The sequence below is a fragment of the Lysobacter capsici genome (assembly GCF_014779555.2).
In the GTDB taxonomy this organism is placed as follows: Bacteria; Pseudomonadota; Gammaproteobacteria; order Xanthomonadales; family Xanthomonadaceae; genus Lysobacter; species Lysobacter capsici.
The window spans coordinates 4,771,358-4,787,347 of the sequence record NZ_CP094357.1; the positions used below are offsets into that span (position 1 = coordinate 4,771,358).

Consider the following 15,990-nt stretch of genomic DNA (forward strand, 5'->3'; position numbering starts at 1 on the left):
GCCCCAGAGATCGACACGAAGTATGACCGTGCCCAACTCGGTTTCTGGCTTATGTTCCGTCACCGCTGACAATCCAAATCGTTGCGGCCGACCAAATAATACAGACAAGCGCGATCATCGCGCCGCCCCTTGTCGGAACTCGATGAAGGTCAGATAGACCACCGGACAATGGTTAGTCCCGCAACAGGATCAAGCGCCATGCGGAAATCACCCGAGCCGCCGCCAAATGCTCGGTGAAGTAAGCACGTGCCTGTTGGGCCAGAGAATATCTGTGGCGAGAATCGTCGGCGAGTGACGTCAGTGCCCGTGACAGTTCAATCCCATCCGCGGTGTCTATAGCCACCAGCGGCGGGGGCGGCGCTCCGTTCGGCAGCGACATCTTGCCCTGACTGATAACAGCTCGTCCCGCGGCGAAATACATATACAGCTTGAACGGCAGAACCCGCGCGGCCTTACCGTCCCCTCCGAATATACCCAGGCAGATATCGGCATCGGCGACCTCCGTCGCCACGGCTTCCAACGATTGCCATTGCCGAACCCAACTCACTCGCCCGGAGCCGTGCTCGGCGATGAAGTCATTCAACGCCGGGCCAAGCTGGCCGTCACCAATGAATCGAAAGTGGAAACGACAACTTTGCCGATCATCGCTCAACAGTCTATGGATCGCCGCCAAGATCGTCGGAACGCCATGCAACGGAATTAACGTACCCACGAACAGCACTCGCAGCGGTTCGCCTCGCTCATGTACGCCGGATGGCACGGCTAAAAAAGGAGCTTCATCGATAGCCAATGGCAATGATCGCACTTGATTTGGCTGCAATGCGAAGTCGTCGATCATCGCAAGCCGATTGGCCTCAGTATCCACCAAGACCATGGATGCAGCGCGCAGGGCGCGGGCTTCGAAGCGCCTGATCCATAGTGAGGCAGCAGAGCCGCCACCTGTTCGATCGCGATCACGAAACATCGAATCCCATATCGAGATATAGGCGTCCACAATGCAATAAGGACGCACGCGCCTGGGCAGCCACGAGGCCAGCCACATGAAAAAGACACTGGGATAAGGCACGTACACGGGAATATTCCTGCCGCGTACCGCGCAGAGCACTCGTACCAAGCTGAGCAAATTGCCTGCACCCAGCCCTACTAGCGCCCGCAATTTTTTTGGCGGTGAAAGATGGCGTAGTGTCCACAGATGCAATTGCGGAGGCAATACCCGACCGAGATCGCGAATTCGTACTACCTCATGGGCTTGCAGCAGCCTTAAAGTCTGCTCGGCATTGGGATAGCCCGACCCCGATGCACGCAAGCCGCCAACGATCAAGGTCTGCGTCATCGCACAGCTCCGGCACGACGCAGCAATACATGACCAACCAAAGTCCCAAAACATTCGCTGAGCAGAATCAAAGCTCTTGCTGAAGCAACCCCCGCCAGGACCGTGCTTGCCTGGGTGGCGCTGGACATCGAGGCAATCACCGATTCGCGCACACCCAGACCGCCGGGCACCATAATCGCGAGTACGCCGGCAACTGTGCCGGCGAAGAGTGCCTGGATGAAAGTCAGTGTGCTGGCGGGCTCGACCAGTAACACATAGGCACCCGCATAAGGCGCCATCGCAAAGGTATAGCCGAGCAATGACGCACTCAGAGGGACGATTCTCACTCCGATGCGATTGCGCACCGCCCAGGCTGCCGACAGCAAGACACCGATGCCTAATACTGCAGCCAAGCCGATCCATACGGCATAGTCGGCTCGGCTCATCAAAGCAGATGCCGCCAAGGCGATCGCGGCACAGATCAATAACGAGAACCCCTGCTCCAGCACACCGACGATCACCGTCGTCCGCGGAGCGATACCGAATTCCGACAACATCAGTCCACGGCCGAGAATATGGCCGATGCCGACTGGCACGTATTTGGCGAGCAAGGTCGCCAGCCACACCCCACTCAATCGTAAGCCCGCAGTGCTGACGCCGAACGCCCGATTGGCCAATGCAAACGCGGCTGCGTTGAGGACCAGGGAGAGCGTGAACAGCAAAAACGCCAGCGCTAGCCGGCTTGGATCAATGACATAAATCGCTTGCAGAAACTGCGGCCCCTGCACGCCCAGGTAGTGCGCAGCGAACACCAATGCCGCCACGGCCAGCGCATATCCCAGGCTCAGGCGCCAATACTTGCCCGAATCAGCCGCCATGGTCGTGATCGGCCCGCACCCAGCGGTGCAAATACTGGAACGTCACGAATCCGCGGAACGGCCAGAAATCCAGGCACTTGGCCGGCACCAGACTCCAGGCCTTGGATTCGATCAGGCGCACATTCCTGCGTTCACTACGTGGTTCCAGGCCGGCCGACCGGCCAAGGCGGATGATGTCGTCCCGCGCGAAAAATCGTAGATGTGTTCGATCGTGGATGCCGCGATCGCGTGCCGGCCACGTGCCCAGTAATCCCAGTGCAAGGAAGGTCGAGAGATGGCGAACGTTCGGGATGCTGGTAATTACGCATCCGCCGTCAGCCAAGCGCTGCGTCAGCGCCTTCAACACCGTTAAAGGTTCAGCCAGATGCTCGAGTACATCGGCGCAGATAATCGCGTCGAATAGATCTTGCGCGGCCAGCTCGCGGACGGTTTCGAGGTCGTCGATCCGCCCCTGCAGGATTTCGTCCAGATTTTCACGCGCGTGTGCCGCGAGCTCCGGCGATGGCTCGACCCCGATCACGCGGGCGTGAGGGCAACGTTCGCGTATTAACGCTGCGCTCATTCCGGCGCCGCAGCCCACGTCCAGTACCCTCTTGCTTTCGCGCGGAAGCAAGCGCACGACATCGGGGCGAGCGCCTGAGTAGCCACGAAAATGGCTACGCAGTCCGCCACGAGCCTGTGCTAACGCCATTCCGGCTTCTCGTCCGGATCGATCCCGGCGTCCCGCCCATGCAGGTAGGTCAAGCCGGTGATCTGCTCGGACACCAGGCCGATCAGAAATACGATCACCGCCGCGCTGAGCATCAACGCGCTCATATTAGTGAATCGCCCCTCGGTCGCGAAGGTCCAGGCGTAGTGCCCCAATCCCAGCAACGCAAAGCCGACCGCCGTCGGCGCGAACAGCTTGAGCGGCGAATACAGCGTGGCGATCTTGAAGATGATCAACAAAAAACGCACACCGTCACGCAGGGGCCGGATATGGCTGTTGGTGCCGACCCGGCGTGAGACCTCGATCGGCACGTAGGTCACCGGATAGGCACTGCGGAAGAACGCCATCGTGCTGGTCGTGGGGTAGCTGAAACCGTTCGGCAGCAAATGCAGGAATTCGCGGAACTTGGCCGCGCGCACGGCGCGGAAGCCCGAGGTCAGGTCTTGGACCTTGTGCCCGGTCATCCAACTGGCCAGCCGGTTATACAGCGCGTTGGCCGCGCCGCGGCCGACACTGGCCTGGCCGCCCGAATTACGGGCGCCCACGGCCATGTCGTAGCCATGGTTGAGCCGTTCCAGCAGCAGCGAAATATGCGCCGGGTCGTGCTGGCCGTCGGCGTCCATGAACACGATGACCTCACCCGACGCCGCGCGCGCGCCGCGCTTGATCGCCGCGCCGTTGCCCATCGAGTACGGCGAGGAGAGCACGCGGGCGCCCAGTTCAGCCGCGATCGCCGCGGTATCGTCGGTCGAGCCGTCGTCCACCACGATGACCTCGGCCGACGGAAATGCCTGGCGCAATGCCGGCAACGTGCGCCGGAGCCCCTCCGACTCGTTCTTGGCCGGTAAAACAATTGATACGTGCATGCCACCTCCCCGGGAGCGCAGAATAGCCTGTCCTCAACGCAGTCGACACCGCCCATCCGCGGAATAGCGACAGCGGTCAGCTCGCCAAGAGCTGAGATTGAGGTAAAGTCAGGGTGGGGAAAACTGAGGGATGTAATGTCCACTGTCGCGACCGCCAACTTGGTGGGAATCACCGGCATTGCCCGGCGTTTGGTCATGGATGGGGCTCTGGACGAGGTCAGGGCGCGCGAAGCCATGACCGCCGCCAGCGCCGAACGCAAGCCGCTGGCCTCCTATCTGGCCGAACACCGCCTGGCCACTCCGGCCCAGCTCGCCGCCGCCAACTCGATCGAGTTCGGCGTGCCGCTGTTCGACCCGAGCACCATGGATCCGGGCCAGGCCCCGATCCGGGCGATCAGCGAAGAGCTGATCCGCAAGCACAACGCCTTGCCGCTGTTCAAGCGCGGCAACAAGCTGTTCATCGGCCTGGCCGATCCGACCAACACCAAGGCCCTGGACGAGATCAAGTTCCAGACCAATGCCGCGGTCGAGGCGATCTTGGTCGATGAGGAACTGATCCGCCGCACCCTGGACCGCTGGCTGGAGACCTCCGACGCCCTCGGCGACGCGGTCGGCGACGGCGAGGGCCTGGACAACCTGGAGATCGGCAAGGACGACGACCTCAACACCACCAGCGACACCGGCATCGACGCCAAGGGCGACGACACCCCGGTGGTCAAGTTCATCAACAAGGTGCTGGTCGACGCGATCCGCCGCGGCGCGTCCGACATCCATTTCGAACCCTACGAAACCGACTACCGGGTGCGCCTGCGCATCGACGGCCTGCTCAAGCAGGTCGCCAAGGTGCCGAACAAGCTGCATCCGCGCATCGCCGCGCGCCTGAAGGTCATGGCGCAGCTCGACATCGCCGAGAAGCGGGTGCCGCAGGACGGACGCATCAAGCTCAACCTGTCCAAGACCAAGCAGATCGACTTCCGCATGAGCACCTTGCCGACCCTGTTCGGCGAGAAGATCGTGCTGCGTATCCTCGACGGCAGCGCGGCGCGGCTGGGCATCGAAAAGCTCGGCTACGAGGACTATCAGAAGGAATTGTTCGTCAACGCGGTGGTCAAGCCCTACGGCATGGTGCTGGTCACCGGCCCGACCGGCTCGGGCAAGACGGTGTCGCTGTACACCGCGCTCAACATCCTCAACGACGAACAACGCAACATCTCCACGGTCGAGGACCCGGTCGAAATCCGCGTGCCGGGCATCAATCAGGTGCAGATGAACGTCAAGCGCGGCATGACCTTCGCCGCCGCGCTGCGCAGCTTCCTGCGTCAGGATCCGGACGTGATCATGGTCGGCGAAATCCGCGACCTCGAAACCGCCGAGATCGCGATCAAGGCCGCCCAGACCGGCCACATGGTGCTGTCGACCCTGCACACCAACGACGCGCCGCAGACCATCGCCCGTCTGATGAACATGGGCGTGGCGCCGTACAACATCACCTCGTCGGTCACCCTGGTGATCGCACAGCGTCTCGCCCGCCGTCTGCACGACTGCAAGCGCGAGGTGCATCTGCCCGAACACGCGCTGCTCGCCGAGGGGTTCACCCACGAGGAGATCGCGTCGGGTTTCAAGTTGTACGAGCCGGTCGGATGTCCGGACTGTACCGAAGGCTACAAGGGACGTACCGGCATCTATCAGGTCATGCCCATGACCGACGAAATCCAGGCCATCGTGCTCGAAGGCGGCAATGCGATGCAGATCGCCGCCGCGGCGATCCGATCGGGCGTGCCCGATCTACGCCGCTCCGCGCTGATCAAGGTGATGAACGGCGTCACCGGCCTGGCCGAAATCAACCGCGTAACCAAGGACTAACCCATGTCCGCGACTCGATCCGCCACCAAGACCCCCACCCCGGTACGCCGCGCCAATCCCCTGGACGTCTTCGTCTGGCAAGGCACCGACAAGCGCGGCATCACGATGAAGGGCGAGCAGGCGGCGAAGAACGCCAACCTGCTGCGCGCCGAACTGCGTCGCCAGGGCATCACCCCGACCGTGGTCAAGCCCAAGGGCAAGTCGCTGTTCGGGGCCGCCGGCAAGCGCATCACCCCCGGTGAAATCGCCATCTTCAGCCGTCAGATCGCGACGATGATGAAGTCGGGCGTGCCGATCGTGACCTCGCTGGAGATCATCGGCGAAGGGCACAAGAACCCGCGCATGAAGAAGCTGCTGAACACCGTGCGCGCCGACCTGGAAAGCGGCTCGTCGCTGCACGAGGCCATGTCCAAGCATCCGGTCCAGTTCGACGAGCTCTACCGCAACCTGGTCAAGGCCGGCGAATCGGCCGGTGTGCTCGAGACCGTGCTCGACACGGTCGCCAGCTACAAGGAAAACATCGAAACCCTGAAGGGCAAGATCAAGAAGGCGCTGTTCTACCCGGCCACGGTCGTGGCCGTGGCGATCCTGGTCAGCGCCATCCTGCTGATCTTCGTGGTGCCGCAGTTCCAGGCCACCTTCAAGAGCTTCGGCGCCGACCTGCCGACCTTCACCTTGATGGTGATCGGCATGAGCGACTTCATGATCAAGTGGTGGTGGGCCGTGCTGATCCTGGTCGTCGGCGCCGCGGTCGCCTTCATCATGGCCAAGAACCGCTCGCCCGCCTTCGCCCACTTCCTCGACCGGGCGATGCTCAAGATCCCGGTGGTCGGGCAGATCCTGCACAACGCGGCGATCGCCCGCTTCGCCCGTACCCTGGCGGTGACCTTCCGCGCCGGCGTGCCGCTGGTCGAGGCGCTCGACACGGTCGCCGGCGCGACCGGCAACGTGGTCTACGAAAAGGCGGTCTACCGCATCCGCGACGACGTCTCGGTCGGCTACCAGGTCAACATGGCGATGAAGCAGGTCAACCTGTTCCCGCACATGGTGGTGCAGATGACCGCGATCGGCGAAGAGGCCGGCGCGCTCGACACCATGCTGGTCAAGGTCGCCGAGTTCTACGAGCAGGAAGTCAACAACGCGGTCGACGCGCTGTCGAGCCTGCTGGAGCCGCTGATCATGGTCATCCTCGGCGTGATCGTCGGCGGCATGGTCATCGCCATGTACCTGCCGATCTTCAAACTTGCTGCGACCATCTGATCGGCGAAGTATCCTCATCCAATGGCATTTCTAGATCAGAACCCCGGCCTCGGGTACCCGCTCGCGGCCGGGCTTGGCTTGTTGCTCGGCAGCTTCTACAACGTGGTGATCCTGCGCCTGCCCAAGCGACTGGAGTGGGAGTGGAAGAAGGACGCGCGCGACGCGCTTGACCTGCCGGAGATCTACGATCCGCCACCGCCGGGGATCGCGGTCGAACGCTCGCACTGCCCGCACTGCAAGCATCAGCTGTCCTGGTACGAGAACATCCCGGTATTCAGCTATCTGGTGCTGGGCGGCAAGTGCCGCCACTGCAAGGCGCCGATCTCGATCCAGTACCCGGCGGTCGAACTGCTGACCATGCTGCTGATGGTCGCCTGCGTGGCCCGCTTCGGCTTCGGCTGGCAGGGCTTCGGCGCGATGGTGTTCACCAGCTTCCTGATCATCCTGTCGGGCATCGACCTGCGCACGCAGCTGTTGCCGGACACCCTGACCTTGCCGCTGATGTGGCTGGGCATCATCGCCGCCAGCGACAATCTGTATTTCCAGGTCAAGCCGGCGGTGCTCGGCGCGATCGCCGGGTACATGAGCCTGTGGCTGGTCAACTGGATCTACAAGCAGTACCAAGTGGTCGTGCGACGGGTCAAGGACCCGCAGGAAGGCATGGGTCAGGGCGACTTCAAGTTGCTCGCGGCGCTCGGCGCCTGGGTCGGCCTCAACGGCGTGCTGCCGACGATCCTGATGTCGTCCCTGGTCGGCGCGGTGATCGGTTCGATCTGGCTGGCGGTGAAGGGCCGCGACATGGGCATCCCGATTCCGTTCGGCCCCTACCTCGCCATCGCCGGATGGATCGTGTTTTTCTGGGGCGAATCCCTGCTCCAGGCCTACCTGCGGTTTTCCGGACTCGCCTGAGCCATGGCGGGGTTCTGCGTCGGCGTCACCGGCGGTGTCGCCTCGGGCAAGAGCGAGGTCACCCGTCGTTTCGAAACGCTGGGCATCGTCGTCGCCGATGCCGATTTGGCCGCGCGCGCCGCGGTCGCCGGCGGCAGCGAGGGCCTGGCCCAGGTGGTCGCGGCGTTCGGCAACGACATCCTCGACCCGCGCGGCGCGCTCGATCGCGCGGCGATGCGCCGGATCGTGTTCGCCGATCCCGCCGCGCGCAAACGCCTGGAAGCCATCGTCCATCCGCTGGTGCGCGCCATGCTGCGCGAGCAATGCGCGGCCGCGCCCGGCGCGTATGCGATCGCGGCGATCCCGCTGCTGGCCGAGGGCGGCGGACGCGAGGCCTATCCCTGGCTGGACCGCTGCCTGGTGGTCGATGTGCCGGTGGCGGTGCAGCAGGCACGGGTGATGCGTCGCGATGGGATCGACGCCGAGCTGGCCCAGCGCATGATTGACGCCCAGGCCACGCGCGAGGCGCGGCTGGCGATCGCCGACGATGTGATCGTCAACGACGGGGCGCTGGAGGCGCTGCAGGTCCAGGTCGAGGCACTGGATCGGCGCTATCGCGCCTTGGCGGCGAGTCCGCGGGCCTGAGGATGCGGACGAACCGGGCCGGGAACAGCGGGCCTGAAGACGCCGCCACAAGCATCTAGCGACTGAGCCTTCGCGGCTTCGACAGTCCAGCCAGACAGCCTTGAGGCCCGACGCCGTTCGATCCGAGACCGCAACCCCCACCCTGCCCGATCAGGCCGTCGCCCACAGACTGCGGATCGCGGCGATGCCCTGCGCGCCATGCCGGCGGGCTTCGTCCAGATCGCCCGGCTCCAATCCGCCGATCGCATAGATCGGCAGCGACACCGACTCGCGCAGCGCCGCGAAGGCCTCCCAGCCGATTCCCAGCACGCTCGGGTGGCTGGGCGTGGGCTTGATCGATCCGACCACGACGAAATCGCAGCCCAGTTGCTGCGCCGCGCGCAGCTCATCGGCGTCGTGGCAGGACGCGGCCAGCGGCAGTTCGGCGGCGACGGGACGTTCGCGCAACCCGCGCAGTTGCGCGGCGCGCAGATGCATGCCGACCCCCAGCTGCTGCGCCAAGGCCTGATCGCCATTGATCAGCACCTCGGCCTTGGCGGCCCGGCAACGCTTGACCGCGGCGGCCGCCAGACGCTGCCAGCGCTCTTCGGCCATGCCGGGCGCGCGCAGCTGCACGCGCCGCACACCGGCGGCCAGCGAGCGCGACAGCGCCGCCAGCCAGACATCGTCGCTGTCGCCGGGCTCGGGGGTGACCAGGTAATGCTCGGGTTGCCCCAATGCCGCCACCACCGGCCGATCGGCCGGCGGCATCGCGTAGCTGGCGAGCTTGTGCGGCGGCACCCAGGCCAGGGCCTGGCCTTCCAGGCCGCGCGCGCTGCCGCGCCAGGCGCGGATCTCGCGCACGTCCAGAATCAGCCGCTTGTCGGGATAGGCCTGCGGCACGCAGATGATCTGCGCGCCCACCTCGGTCTCGATGCCGAGCTCTTCGTGCAGCTCGCGCGACAACGCCGCCTGCGGCGTTTCGCCGGGCTCGCACTTGCCGCCGGGAAATTCCCACAGCCCGGCCAGATCGCGCCCTTCGGTGCGGCGCGCGAGCAGGATGCGCCCGCGCGCGTCGCGGATCACGCCCGCGACGACGTGCACTACCCTGGATTGGGGATTCGGGGTTCGGGATTCGGGTTCCACGGCCGCGGCCGCGTCAGACGCGGAAGTCGGCTCGGCTTTCGCTTTCCCACTCCCGATTCCCGATTCCCGATTCCCGCCGCTTTCAGCCCAACTGCCCATGGCAATGCTTGTACTTCTTGCCGCTGCCGCAGGGGCAAGGATCGTTGCGGCCGACATTGGCGAAGGCTTCCTCGGACACTTCCGCGGCTTCCTCGTCGGCGCCGAAACCGCCGGCGCTCGCATGCTGGAACTGCATCTGCTGCAGCTGCGCTTCGGCCTGGGCGCGCTCCTGCGCTTCCAGGGCGGCGACTTCCTCTTCGCTCTGGATGCGCACGCGCGCCAGCAGGGTCACGACTTCGCGCTTGACCTTGTCGAGCATCTCCGAGAACAGCTCGAAGGCTTCCTTCTTGTATTCCTGCTTGGGCTGCTTCTGCGCATAGCCGCGCAGGTGGATGCCCTGGCGCAGGTAGTCCATGCGCGCCAGATGCTCCTTCCAGTTCTGGTCGAGCACGTTGAGCATGATGTGCTTTTCGAGCATGCGCATGGTTTCGCTGCCGAGCTGGACCTCGCGCGCGGCGAAATGCTCGGCGACCGCGTCCTGGACCTTGGCGGCGATCGACTCGGCGTCGAGTTCCTCGGCCTTGCTCGCCATCTCCACCAGCGGCACCTGCACGTTGAATTCCTGGGCGATGGTCGCTTCCAGGCCCGGCAGGTCCCACTGCTCGTCGACCGAATTGGCCGGCACGTGGCGCTGGACCATATCGGCGACCACGTCGCCGCGGATGCCCTCGACGTTCTCGTTGACGCTTTCGGCTTCCAGCAACTCGTCGCGCTGGCCGTAGATCACCTTGCGCTGGTCGTTGTTGACGTCGTCGAAATCCAGCAGGTTCTTGCGGATGTCGAAGTTGTGCGCTTCGACCTTGCGCTGCGCGTTGGCGATCTGCTTGGTCACCAGCGGGCTTTCGATGATGTCGTCTTCCTTCAGGCCCATGCGCGCCATCACGCGCTGCACCCAGTCGGCCGCGAAGATGCGCATCAGGTTGTCTTCGAGCGACAGGTAGAAGCGCGAGGAACCCGGGTCGCCCTGACGGCCGGCGCGGCCGCGCAGCTGATTGTCGATGCGGCGCGATTCGTGGCGCTCGGTGCCGACGATGTGCAGGCCGCCGGAGGCCTTGACCGCATCGTGACGCTCCTGCCATGCCGCCTTCAGGCGCTTGTGGGTGACTTCGTCGATCGGCTCGCCGTTGTTCTGCGCGGCCAGTTCGGCCAGTTCGCTTTCCAGCGAACCGCCGAGCACGATGTCGGTGCCGCGACCGGCCATGTTGGTGGCGATGGTGATCGCGCCCGGACGGCCGGCCTGGGCGATGATGTTCGCCTCGCGCTCGTGCTGCTTGGCGTTGAGCACTTCGTGCGCGACGCCGGCCTCGGTGAGCTGCTGGCTGAGCATCTCCGACACTTCGATCGAGGTCGTGCCGACCAGCACCGGCTGACCGCGTTCGTGCGCGGCCTTGATCTCGCCGAGCACCGCGCGGTACTTGCCCGCGCGGTTGAGGAACACCTGGTCGGAGTGATCCTTGCGCTGCATCGGCCGGTTGGTCGGGATCACGATCACTTCCAGGCCGTAGATGCTCTGGAATTCGTAGGCTTCGGTGTCGGCCGTACCGGTCATGCCGGACAGCTTCTTGTACATGCGGAACAGGTTCTGGAAGGTGATCGAGGCCAGCGTCTGGTTCTCGCGCTGGACCGGCACGCCTTCCTTCGCTTCGACCGCCTGATGCAGGCCGTCGGACCAGCGGCGACCCTGCAGGGTGCGGCCGGTGAATTCGTCGACGATCACCACTTCGCCGTCGCGCACGATGTAATCGACGTCACGCTGATAGATCGCATGCGCGCGCAGCGCCGCGTTGAGGTGATGCACGACCGAGATGTTGTGGCCGGCGTACAGCGAATCGTCGTCTTCCGACAGGATGCCGGCCTTGCGCAGCAGTTCCTCGGCGTGTTCCTGGCCGGCTTCCGACAGATAGACCTGCTTGCCCTTCTCGTCGACCCAGTAATCGCCGTCGCCGTCTTCCTTTTCCTGACGGGTCAGCGAGGGGACGATGCGGTTGACCTTGATGTACAGCTCAGGCGATTCGTCGGCCGGGCCGGAAATGATCAACGGGGTGCGCGCTTCGTCGATCAGGATCGAGTCGACTTCGTCGACGATCGCGTAATGCAGGCCGCGCTGGAACCGGTCGTCCTTCGACAGCGCCATGTTGTCGCGCAGGTAGTCGAAGCCGAATTCGTTGTTGGTGCCGTAGGTGATGTCGCTGGCGTAGGCGGCATGCTTGTCGCTGTGCTGCATGCCCGGGTACACCACGCCGACGCTCAGGCCGAGCCAGTTGTACAGCTTGCCCATCCACGCCGAGTCGCGCCGCGCCAGGTAATCGTTGACGGTGACCACGTGCACGCCCTTGCCTTCGAGCGCGTTGAGATACACCGGCAGCGTGCCGACCAGGGTCTTGCCCTCGCCGGTGCGCATTTCGGCGATCTTGCCCAGGTGCAGGACCATGCCGCCGATCAGCTGCACGTCGTAGTGACGCATGCCGAGCACACGCTTGGACGCTTCGCGGCAGACCGCGAACGCCTCCGGCAGCAGCTTGTCGAGCGTCTCGCCGGCGGCGATGCGCTGCTGGAACTCCGGAGTCTTGGCCTGCAGCTGCGCATCGGAGAGTTTTTCCATCTCCGGCTCGAGCGCATTGATCTTGACGACGGATCGTTGCAGTTGACGCAGCAGGCGATCGTTGCGGCTGCCGAAAACGCGGGTAAGCAAGCTGTTGAGCATGAACGGGTCCGTGTAAAGCGAACGGGGATTGCACAGGCGGGACGCTTAAGAGCGCGTCGGCGCCGGCAAGTTCCCAGGGAATCCAGACAACCGGCTCGATCCGTTCGCTTCGCTGCCCCAAAACGAAATCAGCAAAACGAGATCAGGGGCGCCGTGCGCCCCCGATCGGATCGAGCCTGGTCTTTGGCCACACGCATTCTAGCGTGGGGGGCGTGCTGAACGGTATCAAGGGGGATGTGCGCCGATCGAATGTGGGACTTTGCCCGATTCCACAGTTTCGGGATTCGGGATTCGGGGCGTTGAGGTCGCTTGCTTGCCGGCCCGCAGACGAGCCTACGGCTAGGGCACCGGCTGGCTGGTCAGCTTGGGATCGCGGCCGCGGCGCACTGCGGGGCAGCGGGCGTTCTAGCCCGCTGCTGCTTTTGCGGCGTATGGGTGCGTCGGATCGCCACCTGGCAAGCGAGATTGGGAGTGCGCTCCCGGCCCGCCGCGGTGCGGAGGGCGCTTAGCCTGCTGCTGCTTTTGCGGCGTATGGGTGCGCTGGATCGCCGGCTGGCCGGCGAGATTGGGAGTGCGTTCCCGGCCCGCCGCAGTGCGGCGGTCGTTCTCAACAGGGCGCGAGCCAGTGGCTCGCGAGCGCCCCGTTTCACCCCTTCAGCGGCGACTGCTGGTTGAGGAACTTGACCGGATTGACCACCCGGCCGCTTTCCCAGACCTCGAAATGCACGTGGGCGCCGGTGGAACGGCCGCTGGAACCGGCCTTGGCGATCTCCTGGCCCGCGCGCACCAGCTCGCCGACCTTCATCAGCAGGCGCGAGTTGTGCGCGTAACGGGTCACGTAGCCGTTGCCGTGATCGATCTCGACCACGTTGCCGTAGCCCGAGCGCACGCCGGAGTAGCTGACCACGCCGTCGGCCACGGCCAGGACCGGGTCGCCGACGTCGGCTTCGAAATCGATGCCCTTGTGGAAGGCGGCGCCGCCGTTGAACGGATCGGCGCGACCGCCGAAGCCGGAGGTGATGTAGCTGTTGGCGATCGGGGCGCGCGAAGGCACCGCGTTCATGTCGATCTGGCGGTTGAACAGCAGCGACTCGAGCACCGAGAGCTGTTCGCCGGAGGCCTTGAACTGGCTGGCGAGCTTGTCCATGCCGGCGTTGAGCTCGGGCTTGGCCATGTCGCGGACCGGACCGGCGCCACCGACGCCGACCGGCTTGTCGAAATCGAATTCGCCGTCCTGCAGCTGGCCGATGCGGGTCAGGCGTTCGCCGAGCGCATTGAGGCGGTTGGCCTCGGCCTGCAATTCGCCCATGCGCGCGGCCAGGGCGTTGATCTCGCGTTGCGCGTCGAGCTTGGTGGCGGCGATCTGCGCGTGTTGCTGGGCCAGTTCGGCGCGTAGCATGCGGTTGTCGGCGAGGCCGGCGCCGGCACCGACGGCGACACCGGTGCCGAGCAGCAGCGCCATGGCGAGGGCGGGACGGCGGGCGCCGATCCGGCCGGCCTGCTGGAGCAGATGATCCAGCCTGGCGCGCGTGTTGTTTACGATGGATTGATAGGTCATGTGTCCGATGTCTGATTACAAGCCCAAGCCGAAGTCGCCGCCGCGAAAGTCCTCGACGCCGCGCATCGCCATGGATGCCTTGCTCGAAGATCCCGCTGGCAACAACCCCATCCGACGAGCGCTGTGGCTCGAAGGACTGGACCGTCGGTTACGCCCCTACCTGCCGCCTTCGCTCGCCGCGCATGCGCGGCTGGCCAACTTCGAACGCGGCAGGCTCGTGTTTGTCGTCGACGCTCCGGTGTGGCGGGCCAAACTGCGGCTCGCGGCGCCGGAACTGCTCGACGCAGCCCGATCCATCGGACTGGACGCGGCCGAATTCGTCGTCAAGACGACGATCCCGAACCCGGTGGCAGCACCGGTACGGAAGGCCAAACCCATGTCGGCCGCGACGCTCATGTCGCTGCAGGCCGCGCTGGCATCGTTGAAGAAACCCGATCCGTCGGGGTCCAGCGATGCCGGCTGACACTCGGTAGGGCCGCATGATGGGATGCGTACCGACGGGGGTCCGAGTGTCGGGGTCGGGGCATCCTACTGGCCCAACCCGGGGGTTTTGTTAAGCCTTCACTAGCTTTCCGGAAAAGTTTCGTTAGAAATTAGTTAAGCCGTCACGCACCGTTCACGAGTGTGATCGAGTTAACGTTCCTGACTTTCCCGGGCAAGCGTCACAGGCCGCTGGGGGTGCGCGTTCAGGTTGGGCGAACGCGGGGCGACCTGGAGAAACGAGTGCGCAGGAGTGAGGAGTGAGTAAAAAGCCGGCGGCCCCTACTCGTTCCTCACTCCTCTGCACTAGTTTTTAGCTGGCCCTAGGCCAGCGCGGGCTCGCCGTAAGCGACCGGAACCGGCTCGGAGCCGCTGTAGCTGACCAGTTCCCAGGCCGAACGCTCGGCCAGCAGGGCGCGCACCAGCTTGTTGTTGAGCGCATGGCCGGACTTGTAGCCCTCGTAGGCGCCGATGATGGCGTGGCCGGCGAGGTACAGGTCGCCGACCGCATCGAGGATCTTGTGACGGACGAATTCGTCGGCGTAACGCAGGCCGTCGTCGTTGAGCACGCGGAATTCGTCGAGCACGATCGCGTTGTCCATCGAGCCGCCCAGGCCGAGGTTGCGCTCGCGCATGTATTCCAGGTCGCGCATGAAACCGAAGGTGCGCGCGCGGCTGACTTCGCGGATGTAGTTTTCGGTGGAGAACTGCACTTCCGCGCGCGACTGCGAGGCCGGGATCGCCGGATGGTCGAAGACCACGGTGAAGCCCAGGCGGAAGCCCTCGAACGGCTCGAAACGCGCGACCTTGTCGCCTTCGCGCACTTCCACCGGATGCTTGATGCGGATGAAACGCTTCGGCGCGTCCTGCTCGGCGATGCCGGCGGACTGCAGCAGGAATACGAACGGACCGGCCGAGCCGTCCATGATCGGCACTTCCGGCGCGGACAGCTCGACGATGCAGTTGTCGATGCCCAGGCCGGCCATGGCCGAGAGCAGATGCTCGACCGTCATGACCTTGCCGACGCCGTAGGTCAGGCCGGTGCACAGGGTGGTTTCGGTAACCAGATCGGCGCGCGCGGGCATCTCGACCACGGGGTCGAGGTCGGTGCGGCGAAACACGATGCCGGTGTCCACCGGGGCCGGGCGCAGGGTGAGGAACACCTTGTCGCCGCTGTGCAGGCCCACGCCGGTGGCGCGGATCACGTTCTTGAGAGTGCGCTGACGCAGCATGGTCGTGGGGACTTCCGCGAGTGTTCTGGTTCTGCTGGCTGTCCGACCGACGGCCGAACAGGTCCGGACGGACGGATAGCTAATGGGGACGGGCACGAAACCGCGCAAGATTAGCACGGGGGTTGCTGAACCTGAACGAAAAGGACACAGCGTCCCGCCGTTGTCAACAGCGCTCGTCAAACTGACCGGTCGGCCCGCCTTTACGGGTCGGGCCGACCGGCCCAAAGCCCCGCGCGTAACGCCGGGGCAAGATGCCTCGGGCCGGGGACGAGTCCGGCCCTTGGTGCTTTGCAGCAGGAACGAGTTCAGAGGAGTGAGCAGTGAGTAGGAGCAACGGCTCTTACTCGTTTCTCACTCCTACCTACTCGCTC

At 64.8% G+C, this 15,990-nt stretch carries 13 protein-coding genes; 5 read left to right on the plus strand and 8 right to left on the minus strand.

Annotated features, from left to right (window positions below; genetic code table 11):
- Window positions 1-172: 172 nt before the first annotated feature.
- From IEQ11_RS19555 to IEQ11_RS19570, 4 genes are read right to left on the minus strand one after another with little or no spacing between them, the layout of a single operon-like run.
- Window positions 173-1,333, minus strand: coding sequence for a glycosyltransferase family protein (locus IEQ11_RS19555; RefSeq protein ID WP_191822047.1), 1,161 nt, complete (start codon window positions 1,331-1,333; stop codon window positions 173-175).
- The gene (locus tag IEQ11_RS19560; RefSeq protein ID WP_191822048.1) at window positions 1,330-2,190 is read right to left on the minus strand and encodes a hypothetical protein; all 861 of its coding nucleotides are present in this window, start codon (window positions 2,188-2,190) and stop codon (window positions 1,330-1,332) included. The genes IEQ11_RS19555 and IEQ11_RS19560 overlap by 4 nt, the downstream gene beginning before the upstream one ends.
- On the minus strand, window positions 2,180-2,881 hold the full coding sequence (locus IEQ11_RS19565; protein WP_191822049.1) for a class I SAM-dependent methyltransferase: 702 nt from the start codon (window positions 2,879-2,881) through the stop codon (window positions 2,180-2,182). The genes IEQ11_RS19560 and IEQ11_RS19565 overlap by 11 nt, the downstream gene beginning before the upstream one ends.
- Complete coding sequence (locus IEQ11_RS19570; protein WP_191822050.1) at window positions 2,872-3,765, minus strand: glycosyltransferase family 2 protein; 894 nt, start codon at window positions 3,763-3,765, stop codon at window positions 2,872-2,874. Before IEQ11_RS19570 ends, IEQ11_RS19565 begins: the two co-directional genes overlap by 10 nt.
- Before the next feature lie 135 nt (window positions 3,766-3,900).
- Here IEQ11_RS19570 and pilB point away from each other — a divergent pair, with 135 nt between their 5' ends.
- From pilB to coaE, 4 genes are read left to right on the plus strand one after another with little or no spacing between them, the layout of a single operon-like run.
- Window positions 3,901-5,628 (plus strand): type IV-A pilus assembly ATPase PilB, encoded by a 1,728-nt coding sequence (gene pilB, locus IEQ11_RS19575; protein WP_191822051.1) that lies wholly within the window; start codon window positions 3,901-3,903, stop codon window positions 5,626-5,628.
- A 3-nt stretch (window positions 5,629-5,631) separates the two neighbouring features.
- Complete coding sequence (locus tag IEQ11_RS19580; protein WP_191822052.1) at window positions 5,632-6,888, plus strand: type II secretion system F family protein; 1,257 nt, start codon at window positions 5,632-5,634, stop codon at window positions 6,886-6,888.
- Between the two features lie 21 nt (window positions 6,889-6,909).
- Window positions 6,910-7,797: a prepilin peptidase gene (locus IEQ11_RS19585; protein ID WP_191822053.1), complete on the plus strand. Its 888-nt coding sequence runs from the start codon at window positions 6,910-6,912 to the stop codon at window positions 7,795-7,797.
- 3 nt (window positions 7,798-7,800) lie between these two features.
- A complete protein-coding gene (gene coaE / locus IEQ11_RS19590) occupies window positions 7,801-8,421 on the plus strand; it encodes a dephospho-CoA kinase (RefSeq protein ID WP_191822054.1) in 621 nt (206 codons plus the stop codon).
- A 150-nt stretch (window positions 8,422-8,571) separates the two neighbouring features.
- Here coaE and IEQ11_RS19595 read toward each other — a convergent pair whose 3' ends face one another.
- From IEQ11_RS19595 to IEQ11_RS19605, 3 genes are all read right to left on the minus strand, one after another.
- On the minus strand, window positions 8,572-9,546 hold the full coding sequence (locus tag IEQ11_RS19595) for a Nudix family hydrolase (RefSeq protein WP_247024614.1): 975 nt from the start codon (window positions 9,544-9,546) through the stop codon (window positions 8,572-8,574).
- Between the two features lie 82 nt (window positions 9,547-9,628).
- Complete coding sequence (gene secA, locus IEQ11_RS19600) at window positions 9,629-12,349, minus strand: preprotein translocase subunit SecA (protein WP_191822056.1); 2,721 nt, start codon at window positions 12,347-12,349, stop codon at window positions 9,629-9,631.
- A gap of 646 nt (window positions 12,350-12,995) precedes the next feature.
- On the minus strand, window positions 12,996-13,907 hold the full coding sequence (locus tag IEQ11_RS19605) for a M23 family metallopeptidase (protein ID WP_036104597.1): 912 nt from the start codon (window positions 13,905-13,907) through the stop codon (window positions 12,996-12,998).
- Window positions 13,908-13,914: 7 nt separating this feature from the next.
- On the opposite strand from IEQ11_RS19605, the gene IEQ11_RS19610 reads away from it, so the two are divergent.
- On the plus strand, window positions 13,915-14,370 hold the full coding sequence (locus IEQ11_RS19610) for a DciA family protein (protein ID WP_096415560.1): 456 nt from the start codon (window positions 13,915-13,917) through the stop codon (window positions 14,368-14,370).
- Window positions 14,371-14,710: 340 nt separating this feature from the next.
- On the opposite strand, the gene lpxC is transcribed toward IEQ11_RS19610, so the two are convergent.
- Window positions 14,711-15,619 carry a UDP-3-O-acyl-N-acetylglucosamine deacetylase gene (gene lpxC / locus IEQ11_RS19615; RefSeq protein WP_036104603.1) on the minus strand — a complete coding sequence of 303 codons (909 nt, stop codon included), beginning with the start codon at window positions 15,617-15,619 and terminating at the stop codon, window positions 14,711-14,713.
- Between the last annotated feature and the right edge of the window lie 371 nt (window positions 15,620-15,990).

Coding starts and splice junctions, on each gene's coding strand:
- IEQ11_RS19565 (WP_191822049.1), bottom strand. CDS start 2,881: ATGGCGTTAGCACAGGCTCGTGGCGGACTGCGTAGCCATTTTCGTGGC.
- pilB (WP_191822051.1), top strand. CDS start 3,901: ATGTCCACTGTCGCGACCGCCAACTTGGTGGGAATCACCGGCATTGCC.
- lpxC (WP_036104603.1), bottom strand. CDS start 15,619: ATGCTGCGTCAGCGCACTCTCAAGAACGTGATCCGCGCCACCGGCGTG.
- secA (WP_191822056.1), bottom strand. CDS start 12,349: ATGCTCAACAGCTTGCTTACCCGCGTTTTCGGCAGCCGCAACGATCGC.
- IEQ11_RS19605 (WP_036104597.1), bottom strand. CDS start 13,907: ATGACCTATCAATCCATCGTAAACAACACGCGCGCCAGGCTGGATCAT.
- IEQ11_RS19610 (WP_096415560.1), top strand. CDS start 13,915: ATGTCTGATTACAAGCCCAAGCCGAAGTCGCCGCCGCGAAAGTCCTCG.
- IEQ11_RS19560 (WP_191822048.1), bottom strand. CDS start 2,190: ATGGCGGCTGATTCGGGCAAGTATTGGCGCCTGAGCCTGGGATATGCG.
- coaE (WP_191822054.1), top strand. CDS start 7,801: ATGGCGGGGTTCTGCGTCGGCGTCACCGGCGGTGTCGCCTCGGGCAAG.
- IEQ11_RS19580 (WP_191822052.1), top strand. CDS start 5,632: ATGTCCGCGACTCGATCCGCCACCAAGACCCCCACCCCGGTACGCCGC.
- IEQ11_RS19570 (WP_191822050.1), bottom strand. CDS start 3,765: ATGCACGTATCAATTGTTTTACCGGCCAAGAACGAGTCGGAGGGGCTC.
- IEQ11_RS19555 (WP_191822047.1), bottom strand. CDS start 1,333: ATGACGCAGACCTTGATCGTTGGCGGCTTGCGTGCATCGGGGTCGGGC.
- IEQ11_RS19585 (WP_191822053.1), top strand. CDS start 6,910: ATGGCATTTCTAGATCAGAACCCCGGCCTCGGGTACCCGCTCGCGGCC.